The organism is Streptacidiphilus sp. EB103A, from assembly GCF_041261405.1.
Lineage (GTDB): Bacteria > Actinomycetota > Actinomycetes > Streptomycetales > Streptomycetaceae > Streptacidiphilus.
In genome coordinates this window covers 139,998-159,708 of the sequence record NZ_JBGCAQ010000021.1, presented here as the reverse complement: position 1 = coordinate 159,708, position 19,711 = coordinate 139,998, and the positions used below count along the sequence as shown (strand labels likewise).

At 70.6% G+C, this 19,711-nt stretch carries 21 protein-coding genes and 2 pseudogenes; 7 read left to right on the top strand and 16 right to left on the bottom strand.

The genetic code is table 11. The annotated features are described in order from the left end of the window. Positions 1-180 precede the first annotated feature (180 nt). On the top strand, positions 181-1,053 hold the full coding sequence (locus tag ABH941_RS31345; protein ID WP_370132947.1) for a LysR substrate-binding domain-containing protein: 873 nt from the start codon (positions 181-183) through the stop codon (positions 1,051-1,053). On the opposite strand, the gene ABH941_RS31340 is transcribed toward ABH941_RS31345, so the two are convergent. The 10 genes and pseudogenes from ABH941_RS31340 to ABH941_RS31295 all read right to left on the bottom strand — a co-directional run bounded on the left by ABH941_RS31340 (position 1,054) and on the right by ABH941_RS31295 (position 11,247). Further along, on the bottom strand, positions 1,054-2,427 hold the full coding sequence (locus tag ABH941_RS31340; RefSeq protein ID WP_370132946.1) for an FAD-binding oxidoreductase: 1,374 nt from the start codon (positions 2,425-2,427) through the stop codon (positions 1,054-1,056). After that, the gene (locus tag ABH941_RS31335) at positions 2,424-3,599 is read right to left on the bottom strand and encodes an acyl-CoA dehydrogenase family protein (RefSeq protein WP_370132945.1); all 1,176 of its coding nucleotides are present in this window, start codon (positions 3,597-3,599) and stop codon (positions 2,424-2,426) included. The genes ABH941_RS31340 and ABH941_RS31335 overlap by 4 nt, the downstream gene beginning before the upstream one ends. Next, on the bottom strand, positions 3,596-4,639 hold the full coding sequence (locus ABH941_RS31330) for an ABC transporter substrate-binding protein (RefSeq protein WP_370132944.1): 1,044 nt from the start codon (positions 4,637-4,639) through the stop codon (positions 3,596-3,598). The genes ABH941_RS31335 and ABH941_RS31330 overlap by 4 nt, the downstream gene beginning before the upstream one ends. A 58-nt stretch (positions 4,640-4,697) precedes the next feature. After that, the gene (locus tag ABH941_RS31325; RefSeq protein WP_370132943.1) at positions 4,698-5,807 is read right to left on the bottom strand and encodes an LLM class flavin-dependent oxidoreductase; all 1,110 of its coding nucleotides are present in this window, start codon (positions 5,805-5,807) and stop codon (positions 4,698-4,700) included. Between the two features lie 29 nt (positions 5,808-5,836). Beyond that, a complete protein-coding gene (locus ABH941_RS31320) occupies positions 5,837-6,847 on the bottom strand; it encodes an ABC transporter substrate-binding protein (protein ID WP_370132942.1) in 1,011 nt (336 codons plus the stop codon). A 98-nt stretch (positions 6,848-6,945) separates the two neighbouring features. Continuing rightward, positions 6,946-7,674 carry an ABC transporter ATP-binding protein gene (locus ABH941_RS31315; RefSeq protein ID WP_370132941.1) on the bottom strand — a complete coding sequence of 243 codons (729 nt, stop codon included), beginning with the start codon at positions 7,672-7,674 and terminating at the stop codon, positions 6,946-6,948. A 2-nt stretch (positions 7,675-7,676) separates the two neighbouring features. Beyond that, positions 7,677-8,618 carry an ABC transporter permease gene (locus ABH941_RS31310; protein WP_370132940.1) on the bottom strand — a complete coding sequence of 314 codons (942 nt, stop codon included), beginning with the start codon at positions 8,616-8,618 and terminating at the stop codon, positions 7,677-7,679. Then, positions 8,615-9,475, bottom strand: a complete 861-nt coding sequence (locus ABH941_RS31305) for a sulfurtransferase (RefSeq protein ID WP_370132994.1) — start codon at positions 9,473-9,475, stop codon at positions 8,615-8,617. Before ABH941_RS31305 ends, ABH941_RS31310 begins: the two co-directional genes overlap by 4 nt. Positions 9,476-9,556: 81 nt before the next feature. Beyond that, positions 9,557-10,477 (bottom strand): annotated as a pseudogene (locus ABH941_RS31300) (ketopantoate reductase family protein); the annotation flags it as partial. Beyond that, positions 10,474-11,247, bottom strand: a complete 774-nt coding sequence (locus ABH941_RS31295) for an alpha/beta hydrolase (protein WP_370132939.1) — start codon at positions 11,245-11,247, stop codon at positions 10,474-10,476. The pseudogene ABH941_RS31300 and the gene ABH941_RS31295, both read right to left, overlap by 4 nt. Positions 11,248-11,809: 562 nt before the next feature. Here ABH941_RS31295 and ABH941_RS31290 point away from each other — a divergent pair. Then, positions 11,810-12,259 carry an HAD domain-containing protein gene (locus ABH941_RS31290; RefSeq protein WP_370132938.1) on the top strand — a complete coding sequence of 150 codons (450 nt, stop codon included), beginning with the start codon at positions 11,810-11,812 and terminating at the stop codon, positions 12,257-12,259. A gap of 165 nt (positions 12,260-12,424) precedes the next feature. Then, positions 12,425-12,940, top strand: a complete 516-nt coding sequence (locus tag ABH941_RS31285; RefSeq protein WP_370132937.1) for a hypothetical protein — start codon at positions 12,425-12,427, stop codon at positions 12,938-12,940. Between the two features lies 1 nt (position 12,941). Here the strand turns inward: ABH941_RS31285 and ABH941_RS31280 are convergent, their stop codons facing one another. Next, a complete protein-coding gene (locus tag ABH941_RS31280) occupies positions 12,942-13,148 on the bottom strand; it encodes a hypothetical protein (protein ID WP_370132936.1) in 207 nt (68 codons plus the stop codon). A 380-nt stretch (positions 13,149-13,528) separates the two neighbouring features. Next, positions 13,529-13,822: a hypothetical protein gene (locus ABH941_RS31275; RefSeq protein ID WP_370132935.1), complete on the bottom strand. Its 294-nt coding sequence runs from the start codon at positions 13,820-13,822 to the stop codon at positions 13,529-13,531. A 47-nt stretch (positions 13,823-13,869) separates the two neighbouring features. On the opposite strand from ABH941_RS31275, the gene ABH941_RS31270 reads away from it, so the two are divergent. Further along, positions 13,870-14,976, top strand: coding sequence for a hypothetical protein (locus tag ABH941_RS31270; protein ID WP_370132934.1), 1,107 nt, complete (start codon positions 13,870-13,872; stop codon positions 14,974-14,976). 67 nt (positions 14,977-15,043) lie between these two features. Continuing rightward, positions 15,044-15,409: pseudogene (locus ABH941_RS31265) on the top strand (protein kinase); the annotation flags it as partial. A 126-nt stretch (positions 15,410-15,535) separates the two neighbouring features. Here ABH941_RS31265 and ABH941_RS31260 read toward each other — a convergent pair. The 4 genes from ABH941_RS31260 to ABH941_RS31245 form a co-directional block, all read right to left on the bottom strand. Beyond that, positions 15,536-15,709 carry a hypothetical protein gene (locus tag ABH941_RS31260; RefSeq protein ID WP_370132933.1) on the bottom strand — a complete coding sequence of 58 codons (174 nt, stop codon included), beginning with the start codon at positions 15,707-15,709 and terminating at the stop codon, positions 15,536-15,538. Positions 15,710-15,802: 93 nt separating this feature from the next. Continuing rightward, positions 15,803-16,321, bottom strand: coding sequence for a MauE/DoxX family redox-associated membrane protein (locus tag ABH941_RS31255; protein WP_370132932.1), 519 nt, complete (start codon positions 16,319-16,321; stop codon positions 15,803-15,805). After that, entirely contained in the window at positions 16,321-18,036 is a 1,716-nt protein-coding gene (locus tag ABH941_RS31250) for an ABC transporter ATP-binding protein (RefSeq protein WP_370132931.1), read from the bottom strand. Before ABH941_RS31250 ends, ABH941_RS31255 begins: the two co-directional genes overlap by 1 nt. A 113-nt stretch (positions 18,037-18,149) precedes the next feature. Next, the gene (locus ABH941_RS31245) at positions 18,150-18,713 is read right to left on the bottom strand and encodes a hypothetical protein (RefSeq protein WP_370132930.1); all 564 of its coding nucleotides are present in this window, start codon (positions 18,711-18,713) and stop codon (positions 18,150-18,152) included. A 291-nt stretch (positions 18,714-19,004) separates the two neighbouring features. Between ABH941_RS31245 and ABH941_RS31240 the strand changes: the two genes are divergently transcribed. Both ABH941_RS31240 and ABH941_RS31235 read left to right on the top strand, forming a co-directional pair. Continuing rightward, positions 19,005-19,466 carry a S26 family signal peptidase gene (locus tag ABH941_RS31240; RefSeq protein WP_370132929.1) on the top strand — a complete coding sequence of 154 codons (462 nt, stop codon included), beginning with the start codon at positions 19,005-19,007 and terminating at the stop codon, positions 19,464-19,466. A gap of 49 nt (positions 19,467-19,515) precedes the next feature. Next, positions 19,516-19,641 carry a hypothetical protein gene (locus tag ABH941_RS31235; RefSeq protein ID WP_370132928.1) on the top strand — a complete coding sequence of 42 codons (126 nt, stop codon included), beginning with the start codon at positions 19,516-19,518 and terminating at the stop codon, positions 19,639-19,641. Positions 19,642-19,711: the final 70 nt, after the last annotated feature.

Here is a 19,711-nt window from a genome sequence, read left to right as displayed (position 1 = left end):
TCAACTCAGCCCCTGGGGCTCACACAGGAGAAACATAGGCCAGGGAAGCCTTACCTAACAATGGTTTGTGCATCCGGTCCCGGATCCCCGTCGCGACGAGCAGCTTTCTCCGCGGGCATGTGTGCGAGCCGCACACCTTCGGCCGAGTCCGGCGAAACCGTGGGTTGGTACCCTCGCGGCATGGCCACCGTCCTGGACATCGCCGCCCTGCGCACCCTCACCTCGATAGCCGACTGCGGTGGGTTCCACCGTGCGGCTGAGGCGATCGGGATGTCGCAGTCCGCGGTGAGCCAGCATGTGCGGCGCCTGGAGCGGAGCGTGGGCGGCCCCCTGGTCGAGCGCGACGGGCGGGCCATGCGGTTCACGCCGCTCGGCGAGACGTTGCTCTCGGAGGCCCGCAAGATCCTCGCCTCGCACGACGAGGCCCTGGTCCGTCTCGGTCTGGGCGAGCGCGAGGCGGGGACCATCGTCGTCGGTTCGACCGAGCACGCCGCCGACCGCATCCTGCCCGCGATCACCGGGGCCCTGCGGGCGCGCTATCCGGAGCACGGGGTGCGGTTCCGGCTGGACCGCAGCAGACGGCTCAACGAGGCCCTCGACCGGGGCAGCATCGATGTGGCCGTCTTCATGGGCGACCCCGGAGAACGGGAGAGCGAGCCCGCCGGGTTCCTTCCGCTGTCCTGGTTCGCGGCGCCGGACTGGCGGATGCCGGCGGCGGGCGCCCCGATACCGGTGGTCGTCATCGACAGCCCCTGCACGATCCGCCGCCGCGCGCTGGGCACGCTGGCCGAGCACGGGCTCGCGGCGAGCGTCGTGGTCGAGGCCGCGTATCTGGCCGGGGTGGTGAACGCGATCCGCGGGGGCCTCGGAGTGGGGCTGCTCGCCGATGTCGGCTCACCACCCGAGGGCCTGGAACGTCGGCCGGACCTGCCGGAGGTGACCCCGGAGCGGCTGCACCTGCGCACCCGGTCCGGGGCTCCGCAGCAGCTGGCGGAGACCACGACCAGGGCGGTCCGGGGCCTGCTCGCCGGGACCGGGATCCGACCCGTCTGACTAAACGGCCTTTCCCGGGTTGAGGATCCCCCCGGGGTCGAACACGGAACGCAGTTGGCGCTGCAGAGCAAGGTTCCGTTCGCCCAACTCGTCCACCAGCCACCTCCGTTTGAGCACGCCGATGCCGTGCTCGCCGGTCAGCGTTCCACCGAGGCGCAGCGCCATGGTGAAGATCGCGTCGGCCGCCGCCCAGACGTCCTGGTCCAGCTCGCGGTCCCGGTCGACCACGATGATGGGGTGCAGGTTGCCGTCGGCCGCGTGCGCCATGGTGAAGACCGGTACCGCGAAGGTGCGCGAGATCTCCTGGATCTCCGCCACGGCCTCGGCCAGTCGGGTGCGCGGCACCGCGACATCCTCGATCAGTACCCGTCCGCGCCGCTCCAGGGCCGGCAGGGCCCGGCGGCGGACTTCAAGCAGCCGCTCGGCCTCGGCCGCTCCGTCGGCCCGCGAGACCGACGTGGCATGGCGGAGCAGCACCTGGTAGATCTGCTCCGCCTCGGCCTCGGCAGCCGAACCGTCGGTCTGGACCAGCAGGAACGCCCCCGCAATGGCTCCGGCGCCGCCCGAGCTCGTCTCGTTCACGGCCGGACCGAATGCCTCCTCGATCGCGGCCAGGGTCGCCGAATCCAGCAGTTCGGCGACGGCGGGTTGCAGCCCCGCTGCCGTGATCGCCGTGACAGCAGCCGCTGCTGAGGTGATGTCATCGAAGTACGCGGCGAGGGTCGCGGTGGCCGCCGGCAGCGGCCGTAGCTTCAGCGTCGCCGCGACGACCACGCCGAGCGTCCCTTCCGAACCGACGAACAGACTGGTGAGGTCGTAGCCGGCAACACCTTTGACGGTGCGTCGGCCGGTGCTGATCATCTCACCGTCCGCGAGGACGACGTCCAGGCCGAGCACCGAGTCGCGGGTGACCCCGTATTTGGCGCAGCGCAGGCCTCCCGCGTTGGTTGCGATGTTGCCGCCGATGGTGGAGATGGCGGCACTGGCCGGGTCGGGGGCGTAGCGCAGGCCCCGGGCCGCGGCTGCCCGGTCGAGGTCGGCTGTGATCACCCCCGGCTCGGCGACGGCGAGTTGGTCCTCGGCGGAGATCTCCCGGATCCGGTTCATCCGGGACAGGTCGAGCACGATGCTGCCGTCGGTCGCCGCCGCGCCGCCGGAGAGCCCGGTGCCCGCCCCGCGGACCACCACCGGCGTCGCGGCCGACTGGGCGTGCCGCAGCAGCGCCTGCACGTCGGCCACGGAGGCGGCGAAGGCCACCCCGGCGGGCAGGCCCTTGGGCAGCCAGCCGGAGCGGTCGAGCCGGTGGGCGGCGATGACGTCCGGGTCGGTGCTGAACTCGCCGTCCGGCAGGCGCACCCGGTGCTGCGGGGTCATGCGCCGGGCGCGGCGGCGGCCAGCACGGCCGCGCCGATGGTGAGCAGCGAGGTGTCCTCCTGCGGTGCGTGCACTCCGGCCGACTGGATGTCGCGGAAGTGCCGTTCCAGCGGGTTGGCCTGGGCCAGGCCCGGATTGCCCAGCAGCCGCAGCCCCGTCTGCACGGCGGTGGTGACATGCCGTACGGCGACCACCTTCGCTGCCAGCGCCTCCGTCCCCGGGACGGCCAGGCCGCGGTCCAGCCGGTCGGCGACCCCGAACACCAGCTGCTCGGCGGCCGACAGCAGGGTCTCGATCTCCCCCGCCGTCTGCTTGAACCGGTCCGTGGTGGCGAGCGGGCGGCCCAGGTTGGTGGGCACCCGCTCGTGCGCGAAGGTGTGCAGGTACTCCTGCGCCGCGCGGGCGACCCCCAGGTACAGCGCGGACACCAGGACGTGCACCCCGCCGCCGGCCAGGTTGTCCTGCTCGGCCTTGACCCCGTACTCGGTGATGCCGAGGACGTTCTCCTGCGGGATCTCCACCTCCGTGAACGAGACGTCGTGGCTGCCGCTGGCCCGCAGGCCCAACTGCTGCCAGGTGGGCAGGATCTCGATGCCCGGGGACCGGCCCGGGACGACGAAGGTGCCGACCCGGGGAGTCTCCTCGTCGGTGGCCGCCCACACCAGGAAGTAGCTGAGCCCCTCGGCGCCGGTGACGAAGCGCTTGCGCCCGCTGACCGACCATCCGGTCCCGGTCCGCCGCGCCAGCGTCGCGGGCAGACCGCCGCGGGCCGGGGAGCCGAGATCCGGCTCCACCCGCGCGTTGTTCAGCAGGGTGGGACGCTCGGCCGACTCGGCGAGCACCCGGGCGTAGAGTTCCTCGGGCCATGGCTGCCGCTGCTGGAAGGCGTGCGGCAGCAGTGTCATCGCGGCGATCAGCGCGACGGACGGATCACCCTTGCCGAGGGCCAGCAGGATCGTCGCGAGTTCGGTGGAATTCACTCCGGTGCCGCCGAACCGCGGATCGACCCCGGCGGTGAGCAGCCCGGCCTCGTGGACGACCTGGATCGCGGCGTGCGGGAAGGCGCCGCTGCGGTCGTACTCGCCGGCGGTGGCCGCCAGGGCGGCCGTCACCTGGTCCAGACGGTCCAGAGCCGGTACGGGCAGCCGCCGGCCGGTCGCGGTCGTGCTCATGACGCGGCCAGCGCGCTGGTGAGCCGGGTGCTGAGGGCCTCGCTCCAGTAGGAGGCCACGTCGACCTTGCCCGGCAGCGCGCCGAGGCCGGTGAAGGCGTCTGCCACGTCCTGCTCCTTGCTGATCTGGTCGGCGCTGGTGGGCTGCACCGTGCTGGGCCGCTGCTTCTCGTCCGCGACGATCTGGCTCAGGGCCTCGCTCACCGGCTCGTTGGTGGCGGCCGCGGTGAGCTGGGCCAGTTCCGCCTGGTGGCCGTTGCGCACGTAGGCGTAGGCCTTGTTGATCCGGGCCAGCAGGTCCACCAGGGCCGCCGACTGGGCGGCGTCGCCGATCAGCTTGGTCGACGCCTCCCAGGGGAAGTCGCCGGAGAGAATCTCCTGGCCGGAACCGATGACGGTGGCGCCCTGCTGCTGCGTGGTGATGATCGAGTTTCCGTAGCTCGCCAGTGCGTCGATCGAGTGGCTGGACAGGGCGGCGACGCCGTCCTGCGGGGTGAGCGGCACCGCCTGGATGTCGGACCACTTCAGGCCGCTCTGCACCAGCAGCTTGTAGAGGAAGTACTGCGCGGTGGTCGACTGCACATAGCCGACCTTCTTGCCCTTCAGCTGGGCGATGGAGGTGATTCCGGAGCCCTTGGCCACGACCACGTTCTGCAGCAGGGTGTTGGTGCGCTGCACCGCGACCACCCGCCACCTGGGCGTGGTCGCGGCAGCCGCGAAGACCGGCGGGATGTCGCTGCTCGACGCCACGTCCAGCGCGCCCGCCTGAAGCGCCTGGAGCTGCTTGTTGCCGCCGGTGAAGACGGACCACTTCACCTCGTAGGGGGTGTTGTCGAGATGCGCGACCTGAAGTGCGGCCCCCACCTGGTTCCAGCCGGTCTGGCCCACCCGCAGCGTCACCGTGGAGAGGTCGGCGGACGTGACCGCGCTCTGCGCACCGGAGGCCGTGGCAGCGGCGGTGCTGGACTTCGCCGAAGAGGCGCACGCGGCCAGCGGGAGAGTGAGCGCGGCGAGCAGCAGGGCAGGACGGGATCTGGACATGCTTCTTCCTTCCGGTACGAGGTACGAGGGTGTGGACGGGCGGGCGGGGAGCTGTCGTTCAGCCGGCCAGCGCGGTGGCCTCCGGTCTGCGTGCCAGCTCCTGACGGACCAGCGGGAGGACGTAGCGGGCGTAGTCGACGGCGTCGTTGAGCGGGTCGTAGCCGCGGATGGACAGCAGCTCGCAGCCGATGTCGACGTAGTCGAGCAGCGCCTTGGCGACCGTCTCGTAGCTGCCCACCAGCGCGGTCGAGCTGCCCGCCGCGTTGGTGGCGGTGACCAGCGGCGTCCACAGCGCGCGGTCGTGCAGTTCGCCGCGCGCGGCCACGTCCAGCAGTCGCTGCGAGCCGACGTTGGCGGGCCTCCCGTCGCCCGGTACGGGGTAGCGTGCGCCCGCCGGGGTCGCCGCGATCGTGCGCTGCACCTGGCCGAGGATCTGGTGGGCCTTGGCCCAGGCCAGCTCGTCGGTGGCGGCGACGATCGGGCGGAACGACACCCAGATCCGGGGGCGTGGGCGCCCGGCCGCGTCGGCGATCGCGTTGACGGCGGCGATCTGCTCGGCGGTCTCCTTGAGCGGTTCGCCCCACAGCCCGAAGATGTCGCCCTGCCGCCCGCCGACCCGGTATGCCTCCGCCGAGGAGCCGCCGACGGAGATCGGGATGGTGTCGCCGTAGGGCCTGATGTCGGTGGCGAAGTCCTCGAACCGGTAGTACTCGCCCTCGTGGTCGAACGGACCGGTGCTGGTCCACACCTTCCGCAGGATCTGGATGAACTCCTCGGAGCGGTCGTAGCGCTGGGACTTCGTCAGATAGTCGCCCTCGCGGGCCTGTTCGGCGTCGTTGCCGCCGGAGATGATGTGCAGTCCCAGCCGGCCGCGGCCGATCCGGTCCAGGGTGGCGAGCGCCTTGGCGACCCTGGTCGGGAAGACGAAGCCGGGTCGGTGGGCCAGCATCGGCTTGATCCGCTCGGAGTTGTTGACCACGAACTGGGCCACCTGCTCGGCGTCGACGCCGGCGGAACTGTAGGCGACCAGGGTCCAGTCGAACCCTCCGTCGTCCAGCGCCCGGACGAAGCGGCGGGTGTAGTCGACGTCGAAGCCGCCGTGCCGACCGGGGCCGGTCGCCTCGGTGGTGTTGGTGGTGTGGGTGGCGCTGATGAACTCGACGGGCATGGCGACCTCCGGTCACTGGGAGAGGCGTGTCACTGGGAGAGAGCGTGCGGAAAGAGCGAGGTGTCGACGGTTCCGGCCACCCGCACATCGCTGGGCAGGGATCCGATGTGGTTCATCAGGTCCGACACCGCCTGAACCTCCGTCACCACCTGGGGCGTGACGGGCTGCAGCGCACGCGCCCCCTGGGAGACGACGGTCCGGGCCACGCTCGGACTGACACCGTTCTTCTGCACGAAGACCTGCGCGTACTGGGCCGCGTGCGTGGTCGTCCAGGCGTAGGCCTGGGCGAGGCGCCGCAGGAAGTCGGCGATGGCCGCCTTCCTGGCCGGGTCGGCGATGGAGGACTGGGCGGCGGAGATGAACCCGACGCCGCTGGTGCGGCCGGCCCTGCCGTCCACCAGCAGCTGTGCGCCCTTCTCCACGGCGATGTCCTGGTACACCCCGAACGTCGCCCAGATCTGGATCTGCTTCGCGTTGAACGCCGCCTGCGCGGCCGTGGGCAGCAGGTACTCGACGTGCACGTCCGAGTAGCTCAGTCCGGCGTCGGCCAGTGCCTTGGCCAGCAGGTACTCGGCGATGCTGCCCTTGGCCGAGGACACCACCACGGTGCGGCCCTTGAGGTCCGCGACCGTCTTCACCGGCGATCCCGGCTGGGTGAGGATCGCCGTGCCCGAGCCGTTGGCCGTGGCGGCGGCGACCACCTTGATCTTCAAGCCGCCGCTGATGGCCTGCAGTGTGGGCAGGTCGGCGGCGGTGCCGGTGTCGACCTTGCCGCTCTGCATCGCCTGGAACAGCGGCGCGGCTCCCTGGAACTCGGCCCAGGTGACCTTGTAGGGAACGCCCTTGAGGGCGCCGGCCGCGTCGAGCAGGGTCTCCAGTCCGTGCGCCTGGTCCCCGAGGGTGAGTGTGATCCCCGAAAGGTCCACGCTCCCGGCCGCGTTGACGCGTGCGGTGTTGGTGTGGGACGAGCTGCCGCACCCTGCCAGCGCGGCCATGAGTGCGGCGGCGAGAGCCACCGGGCGTAGGACAGAGCGGAACATGGCGGGGGCCTCCGTATGATGACGAAACCTCAGAAAAGGTGTGGCTGAAGGGCATGCTGGGACCGGGACGCCACGGGGGTGTGGTGTGCCGGTCGCGGTCAGGAACGCGCGGGCTCGGGTTCCCCCACCCCGAGTCGGCCGAGCAGTCCGGTGCGCAGCGCCACGAACTCGGGCGAGCCGATGTCGCGCGGCCGGGGCAGGTCCACCACGGCCTCGTGGGCGATGCCGCCGTCCCGCATGACCAGGACCCGGTCCGCCAGCAGTACGGCCTCCTCCACGTCGTGGGTGACCAGCAGGACGCCGCAGTTGCGCCTGGTCCACAGCTCGCCGACCAGCTGCTGGGCCTTGACCCGGGTCAGCGCGTCCAGCGCGCCGAAGGGTTCGTCGAGCAGCAGCAGATCCGGTTCGCGGACCAGGGCGCGGGCCAGGGACACCCGTTGGGCCTCACCGCCGGAGAGGGTCTTGGGCCAGACGGCGACCCGTTCGGTCAGGCCGACCTCACCGAGGTAGCGTTCCGCGAGCGCCCGGTCGGCCCGACCCGGCAGGCCGAGGACGACATTGCGCCAGACCCGCTTCCAGGGGAGCAGCCGGGGCGCCTGGAACGCCACCGCGCGGCGGCGCGGCACGGTGACGGAGCCTTCGATGTCGCGGTCCAGGCCCGCCAGGACGCGCAGCAGGGTGCTCTTGCCGCAGCCGCTGTGGCCGAGCAGGGCGACGAACTCGCCGGGGCGGATGTCCAGGTCGAGCCCGTCGATCACCCGGCGCTCGCCGAAGGCGCGCACCAGGCCGCGGACCTGGACGGAGGTCGGTTCGGCAGTCGTCGTCATCGTCAGGCTCCGTCGAAGGATGCGCGCCAGGAGAGCAGGTACTTGGTGCCGAGCCGCACGATCAGGTCGGTGATCAGGCCGAGGATCGCGTACACCACCAGACACACCACGATCACGTCGGTCTGGAAGAACTGCTCGGCGTTGTTCATCAGGTAGCCGATGCCGTTGCTCGCGTTGATCTGCTCGGCGAAGACCAGCGCCAGCCAGGCGCTGCCGAGGGCGTAGCGCAGCCCGACGAGCGCGCCGGGGAGTGCGCCGGGCAGCACGATGTGGCGGATCTGCCCCCAGCGCCCCAGACCGAGCACGGTTCCGGCCTCGACCAGCTGGGAGTCGACGCCGCGGATCCCGGCGTAGATGTTGAAGTAGAGCGGGAAGGTCACCGCGATCACCACCAGGGCGATCTTCGGGGTCTCGTCGATGCCGAACCAGACGATGAACAGCGGGATGAGGCCCACCCAGGGCAGGGCGCGCAGCATGCCCACGGTCGCGTCGATCAGGTCCTCGCCGAGCCGGAACAGCCCGGCGAGGACAGCGAGGGCGGTGCCGGCGACCGCGCCGATCAGGAAGCCCTCCAGGACACGCTGGCTGGAGGCCCAGATCGCCGAGCCCAGTTTGCCGTCGACGGTCAGGTCCCAGCCCTGCCGGAAGACCGCCGCCGGGGATGCCAGGGTGTCCGCGGAGAGCACGCCGGTGCTGCTGAGCAGCCACCACAGCGCGAGTGCCCCGATCGGCCCCACCGAACGGCGGACCGGTCGCGGGATCTGCGGCCTCTTGCGCTGGTGCAGGGGTCGGATCGTCTCGACTCCGCCCGTGGCGGCTCGGTGCCGGGGGTCGGGGGTCTGGATTTCGGGGGTCTGGATTTCGGGGGTCTGGATTTCGGGCGCCCGTGCTTCGGCGTCCGCTTCGGTCGGCGTCAGTTGCTGGGCCACTTCGCTGGTGCTCATCTCTCCTCCAGGCGGGGCTGCGGCCCGGTGGCGACCGGACGCCGGGGGTCCGCGGACCAGGCCGACCACGAGCCCGGGTACAGGGCCGCGTCGATACCCGCGACGGCGAGGGCGGCCACCTGGTGGGCCGCGGTCACACCGGATCCGCAGTAGACGCCGACCTCGGTGCCGGGCGTGACGCCCAGGGCGGCGAAGCGCTTGGCTGCCTGCTCCGCATCGGCGAAGCGGCCGTCCGGGTCGAGGTTCTCCGCGGTCGGGGCGGAGACCGCGCCGGGGATGTGTCCGGCGCGGGGGTCGATCGGCTCGGCCTCGCCCCGGTAGCGCTCACCGGCGCGGGCGTCCAGCAGCACGCCGTGGTCCGGGAGGGCGGCGGCCCGGTCGGCGCTGAGCACCGGCAGGCGGCCCGGGCTGAGCACGATGTCGCCCGGTACTGCGGCCACTTCCTCGCCCTCGGCGAGCCGGCCTCCGGCGCCGCGCCAGGCGGCGAGCGAGCCGTCCAGGATGCGCACGTCGGCGACACCGGCCCAGCGCAGCAGCCACCAGGAGCGAGCGGCGGCCAGCCCGCCGGCGTCGTCGTAGACCACGACGGGGCGCGCGGCCGTCACGCCCCAGCTGCGGGCCGCCTGCTGAAGGGCCGCAGCGGTGGGCAGCGGATGCCGCCCGGCCAACGGCTGTGCCGGCGCCGCGAGTTCGGTGTCCAGATCGACGTAGACCGCCGAGGGGATGTGGGCCCGCAGGTAGTGGTCGCGGCCGTGCGGGTCGCCGAGCGCCCAGCGGACGTCCAGGAGCACCGGGCGGCGCTCCCCCGCGAGTTCCGCACGCAGTTCCTCGGCCGACACCAGAACCGGCGGCCGCAGTCCCGGCAGGGTGGCGGCGAGGTCCGCGTCGCCGAGTGATCCGGCCGGCGTCCGCTCCCGGGCAGCGCGCTGGATCCGTTCCAGGACGGCGGAGTTGGCGGGTGCCGTGCGCCCGGCCAGTCGTGCCTGCAGGACCACCTCACCGTTCAGGAAGTCGGCCTCCAGTGAGCCCGACCGGGCCAGGCTCTGCCAGGTGGACATGCCGACCCGCGGATGCCCGGGGATGTCGTGGATCACAAAACCGGACAGGTCCACCGTGCTGCGCTCGGTGCGGTCCACGATCGGCAGACCCGCCTGCGCGAACACCGCGCGTGCCTCGTCGGCCAGCAGCCCCGCGGCTTCGTCGCGCAACGGACTGCTCCGGTAGAGGGCGTCCAGGGCGTTCACCGTGTTGCCGAGCAGCTTGGCGGTCTTCCATCCGACGATGTCCGGCACCACCTGGACCTCGAAGGACGCGGCACGCAGGTCCTCGGCGAACCGGGCCAGCGCGGGGTGATCGTCGCCGTGCGGATAGCGGCCGATCCACAGCGCCGCCGGAGTCGGGGCGGCGGGGCTGACCACCACGCCGTCCTCGACATAGGCGGCGGGGATCCAGACGGTCGCGCCCAGCACATCGGCGAAACGGCGCAGCGCGACCCGGTCACTCTCCAGGCCGTTCTGCAGGGTGATCACCGGCAGCGTCTCCGCCGCCGAGGACTGGCCCCCGTCGTCGAGCGTCACCGCGCGCCAGGCCCAGTCCGCCACGGTCTGCTCGGCGTCCTGGGTCTTCACCGCGAGGACCAGCACGTCGCCTTCGGTGAGTTGCACCTCCTCGGGCCCGGCCGCGAAGGGGAGGTCCAGTGTCGTCGTCCCGTCCGGCCGGACCAGGCGCAGCCGTCCCTCGCGCAGCGCTGCCAGTTGTCCGCCGCGGGCCACCAGCAGGACGTCGGAGCCGCCGGCGTGAAGTTCCGCGGCGAGGGTGACTCCGACCGCACCGGCCCCGATGATCACGTAGCGGGTCATGACGGGAGCTCCTCGCGGACGGCGAGCTTCTCGCGGACGGCGACGAGCGGGGCCTCGGGGCCCAGGCGGAGTCGCTCCAGGAAGAGGAGCACGGTCGCCGCGCTGGTGCGGTGCGAGGCGTCGTTGAGGGCGTCATGCCGACCGCCGACCAGGCTCACCAGCTCGATCCGGGGAGCGGCCGCGTAGCCGGCCCGGGCCTCGGACAACGGACTGATCTCGTCCGCCGCACCGTGCAGCGCGAGCACGGGGACGTGGACGGCGGCGAGGTCGGCGCGCTCGAACCACTCCGACGGAAGCGGCGTGTACACGGCGCCGCGCTCCAGTCGGTCCGCTGCGGCCAGCCGCCCCTGGTGGGTGCTGCAGGCCGTGCGGGCGCCGAGTTCCTCGTCCCACGCGTTGGGTGCCGCCACGGTGTCGGCGCGGTGTACCGGGAGCCCGGCGAGCAGCAGCGCGTCCGCCGTCACCTCTCCGCTGGCGACCAGTCCCGCGGCGAAGAGCGCGCCGCCGTCGGATCCGGCCAGCACGACCGGATGTGACAGGTCATCAGCCGCCAGGATCTCCTTGACCTGCTTGATCGCGCGGTCAGGATGGCGGGACGGGTCGGCGACGGCACGGACCCGGTAGGCGTCGGCGCCGAACCGGGCGCCGAAGCGCTCGTACAGACTCGGGTCCTCCCCGCGCCCGGGGAACAGCACGATCGTGCCACGCGGATCGAGATGAGGTGGATTGTCCCAGACAGAGACGTCAGGAACTGCGCTGACGGTGGTCATGAAGGTGTCCTTGTGGAAGGAGGAGGGGCCGCTCGGTCCGCAGCAGCGGCGGACGGACGGGAGGAAAAGCCCCACGAGCAGCGCAGCGGCGGAGTGCGGGCCGAGACACGGCGCAGCTCAGTAAGGGCATGCGGCACGGCGCGAAGCGCGGCGGCGCGGACTGGCGTGCGGTGGAATCAGCTACAACGACAGCTGGTGGACTTCGCGGTACCGAAGTCGATCACCCTGCGCTGGGTCAGCCGCAGCCCCGCGCCGGCGACCGAGCGATGGCGGCACGCGACATCGGCAACCGGACCCCGTCCGGACCTCGTCGCACGTGCGCGCTGCATCATGCTCACGAGCATGCAGGACGACGGGCTCCGCGTCCAATGCCGAACACTGATCGCAATCGATCGCGAATCCTGATCGATTGACAGAGCCGCCCATCGCGGCTACTGCACGACGCCCGCCGCGCACAGCTTCCGCTCACTCCCGTGACTGCACCCGGTGGAGTGAACTTTCTTCTCCTGATTGAACACTGACCGTTCCGGGACCACCCGTCGATCCGACATATCATTCGACGATGACCGGTTGCACAGTGCGCCCACTGCTCTTCCTGGATGTCGACGGTCCACTCATCCCGCCGCCGCTGGCGAGGGTCGACCCCACGTTCGGGCCCAGACTGCTGGCACTTCCCTGCGATCTGGTCTGGGCAACGACGTGGACGATCGACGCGAACGAAAGCATCGCACCGCGACTCGGGCTGCCGGAACTGCCCGTGATGATCTGGCCGGGGCCGTCCGACAACGACCAGCTGGACGACCGCGTGGGGCTGCACTGGAAATCCCGCGCACTGGTCGACTGGGCAGCCGGCAGGGCCTTCGCCTGGGTCGACGACGAGATCACCGCCACCGACCGGGCCTGGGTCTCCGCCCACCACGGCAAACGCGCTCTGCTCCACCACGTCGACCCCCACCGCGGCCTGACCGAAGCCGACTTCATTCACCTCAAACGCTGGTTCGACAGGCTGTGAACTACGCTCCTGGCAGGAGAGCACCAAGCCAGGGGTGCCATGCGCGGCTGGCCGCGGACAGGCTCCGGGACCTCGACGAACTCATCGTCGGTCGCCACGGATGGCGCCACGCCCGGTGGCGCCGGTTCGCGGGAACCGAACCGCACCGGGCAACGTCCCACCCGCATGCAGAGACTTGCTCGCGCAGGCATCGCCGCAGCGGCGGCAGCGATGACATGCGTACTGTCGCTAGCCGCCCCGGCCTACGCCTCGTGCGCCGCGCCGCCCTCCGCCTCGCCCCATCAGTTCACCGGCCTGGTGCTCTCGACGGGCCGGGACGGCCGGGACGCCCAGGTACGCACCCTGCAAGGCGCACGCGTCGAAGTGGTCGGCACCCCCGGAGTCGGTGACGAGCACACCAGCGTCGACCGCAGCTACCAGGTCGGCACCTGGTATGTGTTCGATCCGAGCAACGCCACGAGCCCCTTCAGCGACGACATCTGCACCGCAACGCACCCGCTGCCGCCGAGCCGGACAGCATCCGTCACAGTCGCGGCCGCACCGGCAGTTCCCCGCCCCGGCCCCGCGATCTGGTCGTGGGCAGTGGGCGGCGGAGCCGTCGCACTCGCGATCCTGGCGACGATCGGACTCGCACTCGTGCACCGGGCTCGCCGACGCCAACCCCCTGCGCTCCAGGGCTGATTCAACGACGCTGCGGCGGGGCGACCGCCGCGGAGAGCAGTTCGCGCAAGCCGGTGAGGCGGGCGATCTCCGCGTCGATGGCGGCCAGTCGGCGGGAGATGATGCCGTCGCTGGAGGTGCAGATGCCCTCGGGGTGTCCGGACGGTGGCAGGGCGTCGCCGGGGCACAGGTGCAGACGGTCCGCGCAGACCGTCAGGCAGGACCGCAAGCTGGAACTCGCGGGACGAGCGGGGCAGTGCGGACATCGGAACTCTCCTCAACGAAGGCACACGACAGTCGCGTTCGCGCACACGATCGCGACGAAGACGCCGTGACGCTAACCCCTGACCCGCACGTCAACGTCAAACGACAGCCACGGGAGGTTATAAGTTCGGCAGGGGGCGGGACCGAGGTCGGTGCTCGGCGGGGAGAACAGCCGCGCGTGCAGGGGAGCTTGACGGCTATGGCGGGTGGGGAGGTGGACCGGCTGCGGCGCAGCGCGCGACCGGACAACCTCGCCTCGCTGCGGCGGCTCGACGGGGCCCTGAGCCGTACCGGATGGGTGGTGCAGGGGCGGGCGGTGCGGGAGTGGGTGGAGCTGTTGAGCCGTCAGCCGTTCTTCGGGCCGTCCGTCCAGGTCTGGACGGGCGAGAGGAACCTGGAACCCGAGTGGCTGCCGGAGGCCGTCGGGGACGTGTGCGAGCCGGTGGCGGCGCTCGTCTCCGCTGGGTTGGCTGCGGTTCCCGCGCTGGTGGAGGCGCTCGCCGCGGTTGCCGAGCAGCCCGCGGGAAAGGGCCGCGGACGCGTGGTCGTCCACTGCGTGGAGGCGCTGGCTCGCATCCGTCCGACGCCGAGCTGCGCCGTCCCCGCCGTGCTGGCCGCCGTACGCGTGGTCGGCCCCAAGGCCGCAGCCGGTGTGCTCTTCGAGCTGGCGGGTTCGCTGCGGCCGCGTGCGAACCGGGTTGGCGGTGGCCGTGCTGGCCGAGCACCTGGATCCGCGACGGGAGGACCGGGTGCGCGTCACCGCCGCCCAGGCGCTCGCCCGACTGGAGGGCGAACTGCCCGTCTCCGCCCGGGATGCAGCCCTCGCCGGCCTGCGGGATCCGCTCTTCCAGGTCCGGCGGTCCTGCCTGGCCGCCCTCACCCGGCTCCCCGGTCCCGACCCCGAGGTACGAAAGGCCCTACAGTCGTCGGCCGCCGATCCGGACGAGAATCTTCCCGAGCTCATCCGCGCGCTGCGCAGCCACGACGAACCGCTGGCGCTGCGACTGCTCCAGGCGGAGCTGGGCCGGGAGCCGGTCTCGTACGACGCCGAGCTGCGCCGTGCGCGCTGCCTGCACCTGCTGGAGGAGTGGGGTCACCCCGCCCGTTCCGTTCTGCCGGCCGTCCGGCGCGGCGGGGTCGTCGAGGAGTCCTGCGTCCGCGCCGTGCTCCGGGACGGGCTGCGCCGCGCGGCGCCCCGGCCGGACCCGTCCGGAGCTGCCGACCCGCAGGCCGCCCGGCTGCTGGAGGCACCACTACCCGATCCCGGCGCCGGTCCCCGCGACAGCCTGCGGAGACGCGTGACGGAGCTGAGCCGGGACGACCGGCTGCTCGCGGTCCGCATCGCACTGGCGGCGGTGCGGGAGGCGGCCTACCTCGCCGACCCGGAGCCCGAGGTCCGGGAGACGCTGGACCGCGTCGAGCGGTGGGCGGTGGCGGATGCCGGGGCCGGAGAACGGGCGTGGCGGGATCCGGTTGCTGACGACGGATCATTTGTCGGTCCTGTACAGGACATCCAGCCATGGACTTCCCGGCAGCGCAATCGCATACGCTGGGCGGCTTCCTTCCTCGACTTCCTCACCGACCCCCGGGCCACGGCCGACCACACCCTCGCCGCCGTGGACCACGCCTGTCGGGCGCTGGCGGACAGCCTCGCCCCCTCGTTCTGGTACACCACGGTGGATGCGCCCTGGTACGAGGAGGTTGCGGTGCGCCGGATACACCGGGCCGTCACCGACGAGGTGCTGCCCTGGCTGTGCGGCACCTGGGATCCGGTCGGCGACGTACGCCGATGACCGATCTCAGTATGATCCGTTCTCTCCGACGTCCCGCTGACCACTTCTTCCGGATGGGCTTGCCGACATGATGAATGAGGAGCCTGGCAGACGATTCGTCGACGGGCGTTTCGAACTGCTGGACAAGCTCGGCAGTGGCGGCATGGGAACGGTCTGGCGTGCCCGCGATCTGGCGCTGCACCGCGAGGTCGCCCTCAAGGAGGTGCGGCCCGCGGATCCCGCGCTCATGGAGGGGGATCCCGCCAGGGCGGCTCTGCTGCGGGAGCGGGTGCTGCGGGAGGCATGGGCACTGGCTCGGCTCCAGCATCCGCATGTGGTGACGATCCATCAGATCATCGAGGCGCCGGACACCCCGTACCCGTGGATCGTCATGGAGCTGGTGCGCGGCACCTCGCTGCAGGAACGCATCCGAAGGAACTCTACGAGCACGCCATCACCTCTGTTCACACAGAAGTCGTGACCATCGCCCGTTCCCCACCGCAACCGTCACACAGGGCTGGAGCCCCGGACGAGTCCGGGGCTCCAGCGTCTGGGCACCTGCGACAGTGGTCGATCAGGCTCAGAAGCAGTGCGTGGTGCAGTTGTTGTAGTTGCAGCAGGTGATCTCGAAGACCCCGTTGCCCTCGATCGAGGGCTGCGACCAGCACTCGTAGGCACAGCCGGCGGAGGCCGTCTCCTCACGCAGCAGACTGCCAAGGATTCGCTCACCGATGGTCCGGTAGAAAGCGCGCATCTCTGGTACTCCATTTCTTCTGGATGACCTGCCGGAGGATCCGGCAGGCGGCTTGGGGTCCGGCGTGACGCAAGCCGGAGTGCTGCGTACAGGTCACGTATGGCGATGTGGCCCGGCGAGGAGATAGGCGAGGTCGTCAGTGCGAATGGCGAGCACTGAGGCGAGGCCGCCACCGAGAACTGCGGCTATGGCTGTCAGCAGCACCGGTTGCGCGAGGGGGGTGAATGCCACCACCGCTGCCGCTGTTGTCAGGACGGCATTGCGGGTCAGGAACAGACCGGTGCTTCCGGCAGGTTCACCTGTGGTCACCCCGAAGCACTGGCAGTCAGCAGCTCTGTCGGCAGACACCGTCGCCACCGAGAAGGCGAGGAGCAACGCAAGGGCCAGCAGGCCGCCCCATCGGGCCGCTGTCCAGATCAGCACCACGGAGGCCAGTTCGCCGGCGACGACGACCACGGCTGTCGCTTGCCGAAGCTTCGCCGCCAACCAGCTGAAGCCTGACAACTCGGCCGCGAAGGCGCGCAGGCGCTCTCGCGACCGTGCCTTGCCGACGACTGCCGCTCCGAAGACCAGGCTCAGCAGGACTGCACAGCTCAAGTGCAGCGCGCCCATCACAGCCCCGCCCCGGCGGGGGCCGACTCGAGCAGTTGGTAGCCCTCGGCCTGGGTACGGAACAGCTCTGCATAGCGGCCGTCGAGAACGAGCAACTCTTGGTGACTCCCTTGCTCAGCGATCCTGCCGGCTGCGAGCACGATGATGCGGTCCGCCTTTCGCAGTGACGCCAAACGGTGAGAGACCAGGAGGCTGGTGCGCCCCGCGCGGTGACGGGCGAGTGTGTCGTGCACCCTGCGCTCGGCCAGGGCGTCGAGACCCGAGCTCGGTTCGTCCAGGATCAGCAGATCCGCGTCGTCGCGAAGCAGAGACCGGGCCAGAGCCACCCGCTGCCATTGGCCGCCCGACAAGAGGACGCCAGTGTCCTGGCCCGGATCGACGAGTGTCCGACTGAGCAGGGTCTGGTAGCCGTCCGGCAGTCCGATGAGCACGTCGTCGATCTCCGCAAGACCGGCCGCAGCCCGGATCCGCTCCAGATCCGACATGTGCTCGAGTTGCCCGACGCCGATGTTGTCCCGTGCCGTCATGTCGTACGTCATGTAGTCCTGGAAGGTGACGCCTATGCGAGCGCGCAACTCCTCGGTACTCAGTTCGCGGATGTCGACGCCGTCCCACAGGATGCGTCCGCGTATCGGCTCGTAGAAGCGACAGAGAAGCTTGATGAGCGTGCTCTTTCCGGCTCCGTTGACACCAACCAGCCCGACGGTCTCGCCATGCGTTAGATGCAGGTCCAGTCCGCGAAGCACCCACGGCTCGTCCTGGCCGTAGCGGAACCAGACGTCCTCGAGTGTGATGCCGTGCCGAAGGCGCTCCGGGCGCCGACCGCCGTCGGGGAGGTCATCGGGAGCCTCTACGATCTTGAGGTACTCGGCGAACAGCCTGAGAGCCTGGTCGGTCCGGCCGAACTGCACAAGGATCGTCGCAAGCGCCCCCTGGACCGAGGTGACGGCCGCCGTGAACAGCGCCATCTCGCCGATCGTGAGGTGGCCGTGCCAGACCTGCTCTGCAACGGCGGCCCCCGCAGCACCCGCAGCCACAGCCGTGAGCAACGCCAGGGCGGACTGGGTGGCAGCGTCCCGGCGAGCCTTGCCCACCTCGACATCGAGCATGTTGCGCAGGCTGTCCAGGGTCCTGCGGTGGAATTCGGGTCCCGCTCCGAAGAGCCGGATCTCCGTGGCGGACCTCCGGTCGAGCAGGAGCGTCCGATAGATGAACTGACGTCGCACATCGGCCATGGAGCGCTGCATCGAGTCCACCTGCCGCCGTGCGAGCCAGAGCTGTCCGGCGGACGAGGCGGCGACGCAGCCGACCAGGAGCAGGCCCATCAGCGGCCAGACTGCGAGCACGGTGCCGAGGAACCCTGCGATGGTTGTGGCGGCGCGAAGTGCCGTGAGGGAGAAGTCCAGCACCTGCCGCGGTGCGTCTTGGGATGCCTGCTCGGCAAGTCTGATCGAGTCCTGCGTGGCCGGGTCCTCGAAGGGCCGCAGTCCCTTGAAGCCGTTGATCCGGCGGTAGAGACGGTCCTGCGCGAGCATTTTGACTGACCGTCCGGACGCTGTCGTGGTCAGCCCGGCAAGCGCGGTGAGAACAGCCGTCAGGCCCGCGCCTGCCGCGACTCCGCCGGCCAGCCAGCCAACCTGCCCGGCGCCGGAGGCCGAGCGGAGTGTGAGATCGTCGACGAGCATCTTGCTCAGGTAACCGGTGACCGCGGGCACCACGCCGGCCAGGACGGCCAGCAGCATCTGCACCCCGGCGAGCACAGGAGCTGCCTGCCAGCCGAGTCGAAGCGCAGCCGCTGCTACGCGGATCCGGGGAACGCGGTCGCTCTTCACGCAGTCACCACAGAGGCAGCCGCGCCGTCCGCCCGCCACGACGTGAGCCGAGCCGGCGCACTCTCGGACTCACGGACCACCCCGCCCTGGAGGCGGACGATGCGCGGGAACGAGGCTACGCCGCCGAAGGCGTCGAGCACCCCACGGTCCCTGTCGCCGAGCAGAACGATCTCGCCCAGCCCCCGTAGCCGCTCGCCGATCTCGTGCGCCTCGGGACTGTCGGGCTTGCCGACGACGAAGAAGATCGGATTGGGGTCACCCAGGCTCGCTCCGGCGACCAGTGATTCGATCAGGGCAGCGCATGGCGCGCAGCCGACCATGAAGAAGACAACTGTCCGCTCGCCCATGGCGACGTCGTCGAGAGTGATGGGGCGGTCGACAAGGCTGGTCGTCGTGAACGCTTCCACCGTGTGTCCGATCTTCGGCGCGTGCTCCGTCCGGCTGCCGGCCCGACTCACCTCAAGAGCGCGGAGCCTCTGAATCACGGCCAGGGTGAGCGACAGATCCACCGCGACCGCCGCCACCAGAAGCAGACCGACTGCGTACAGCCCGATGACCATGACGTGCCCCACTCTCTTCGAGATGCCCAGGTGCGCAAAATGTGTCGCGCGGCTTCCGTTGATTTCGCTTCCGGCAGGCCGCCGCGGTGACTGGATCCATATTCCGACAAGCAACTCTCCATTTCCTATCCAACGCCTATCCGCACTGCGGCGGTGACGTGGGTCACATTGCCGGCCGCCCTCTTGCCATTCCTGGGGTAGCTGTATGTATGTTTTCGGCGTCCGATTGGAACGCCAGATCGGAAGCTGGCGATGATGGGAATTCCGGACTGATTCCCAGGCGGGTGATGAATGATGTTTCTGGCAATTTTCGGATTCCTTTCCGCGCTCGCACTCGGGGGTTTCTTCCTGCGCTCGCAGTATCTGGTGATCAGCGTCGAGGGCATGAGCATGGCCCCATCGCTGAAGGACGGAGACCGTCTTCTCGCCCGTCGGTGCCGAGCTCATTCGGTGCGGGCGGGAGAGATCGTCATCGTCGTCCGTCCAGACCCGGTCAGCGGCTGGAAGGCTCCCGGGGCGGCATCCCAATCGGAAGGAACCGGGGTCGCGTGGTATGTGAAGCGCGCGATCGCGGTGGGTGGCCAGCCTGTCCCTGCGGAATTCGCGGCACAGGCGCGAGTCGACCCGGGAGAGCGGGTTCCGGCGGGAACCCTGCTGATCCTGGGCGACAACCCGCGCAGTGACGACTCGAAGCAGTGGGGTCCATGTCCGGACCACCTGGTGAGGGGACGTGTCCTGCGGAGGTTCAGGTGAGCGGCTCCGCCGACCACGGGGGAATCCAGTCAGGAGAGGAGGGAAACCCATGGAGAACGAGAACAAGGTGCTGGAGGAATCAACACCCGAGATCGTCGCCGAGGAGACAGGACTGATCGAGATCAGGATCCTCGACGCGATCGAGACGGTCAATCACAAGGCACCGGAAGGATGACAGATTTCCGGGTAGGCCGAGATCGGCCTACCCGGATTCTTCACCGACTGCGAAATGGCGTGAGGATGAA

Coding starts and splice junctions, on each gene's coding strand:
- ABH941_RS31260 (WP_370132933.1), bottom strand. CDS start 15,709: ATGCGCGCTTTCTACCGGACCATCGGTGAGCGAATCCTTGGCAGTCTG.
- ABH941_RS31315 (WP_370132941.1), bottom strand. CDS start 7,674: ATGACGACGACTGCCGAACCGACCTCCGTCCAGGTCCGCGGCCTGGTG.
- ABH941_RS31295 (WP_370132939.1), bottom strand. CDS start 11,247: ATGACCACCGTCAGCGCAGTTCCTGACGTCTCTGTCTGGGACAATCCA.
- ABH941_RS31340 (WP_370132946.1), bottom strand. CDS start 2,427: ATGACCCCGCAGCACCGGGTGCGCCTGCCGGACGGCGAGTTCAGCACC.
- ABH941_RS31290 (WP_370132938.1), top strand. CDS start 11,810: ATGACCGGTTGCACAGTGCGCCCACTGCTCTTCCTGGATGTCGACGGT.
- ABH941_RS31330 (WP_370132944.1), bottom strand. CDS start 4,639: ATGTCCAGATCCCGTCCTGCCCTGCTGCTCGCCGCGCTCACTCTCCCG.
- ABH941_RS31335 (WP_370132945.1), bottom strand. CDS start 3,599: ATGAGCACGACCGCGACCGGCCGGCGGCTGCCCGTACCGGCTCTGGAC.
- ABH941_RS31235 (WP_370132928.1), top strand. CDS start 19,516: ATGGAGAACGAGAACAAGGTGCTGGAGGAATCAACACCCGAGATCGTC.
- ABH941_RS31320 (WP_370132942.1), bottom strand. CDS start 6,847: ATGTTCCGCTCTGTCCTACGCCCGGTGGCTCTCGCCGCCGCACTCATG.
- ABH941_RS31310 (WP_370132940.1), bottom strand. CDS start 8,618: ATGAGCACCAGCGAAGTGGCCCAGCAACTGACGCCGACCGAAGCGGAC.
- ABH941_RS31325 (WP_370132943.1), bottom strand. CDS start 5,807: ATGCCCGTCGAGTTCATCAGCGCCACCCACACCACCAACACCACCGAG.
- ABH941_RS31245 (WP_370132930.1), bottom strand. CDS start 18,713: ATGGTCATCGGGCTGTACGCAGTCGGTCTGCTTCTGGTGGCGGCGGTC.
- ABH941_RS31240 (WP_370132929.1), top strand. CDS start 19,005: ATGATGTTTCTGGCAATTTTCGGATTCCTTTCCGCGCTCGCACTCGGG.
- ABH941_RS31255 (WP_370132932.1), bottom strand. CDS start 16,321: ATGGGCGCGCTGCACTTGAGCTGTGCAGTCCTGCTGAGCCTGGTCTTC.
- ABH941_RS31285 (WP_370132937.1), top strand. CDS start 12,425: ATGCAGAGACTTGCTCGCGCAGGCATCGCCGCAGCGGCGGCAGCGATG.
- ABH941_RS31345 (WP_370132947.1), top strand. CDS start 181: ATGGCCACCGTCCTGGACATCGCCGCCCTGCGCACCCTCACCTCGATA.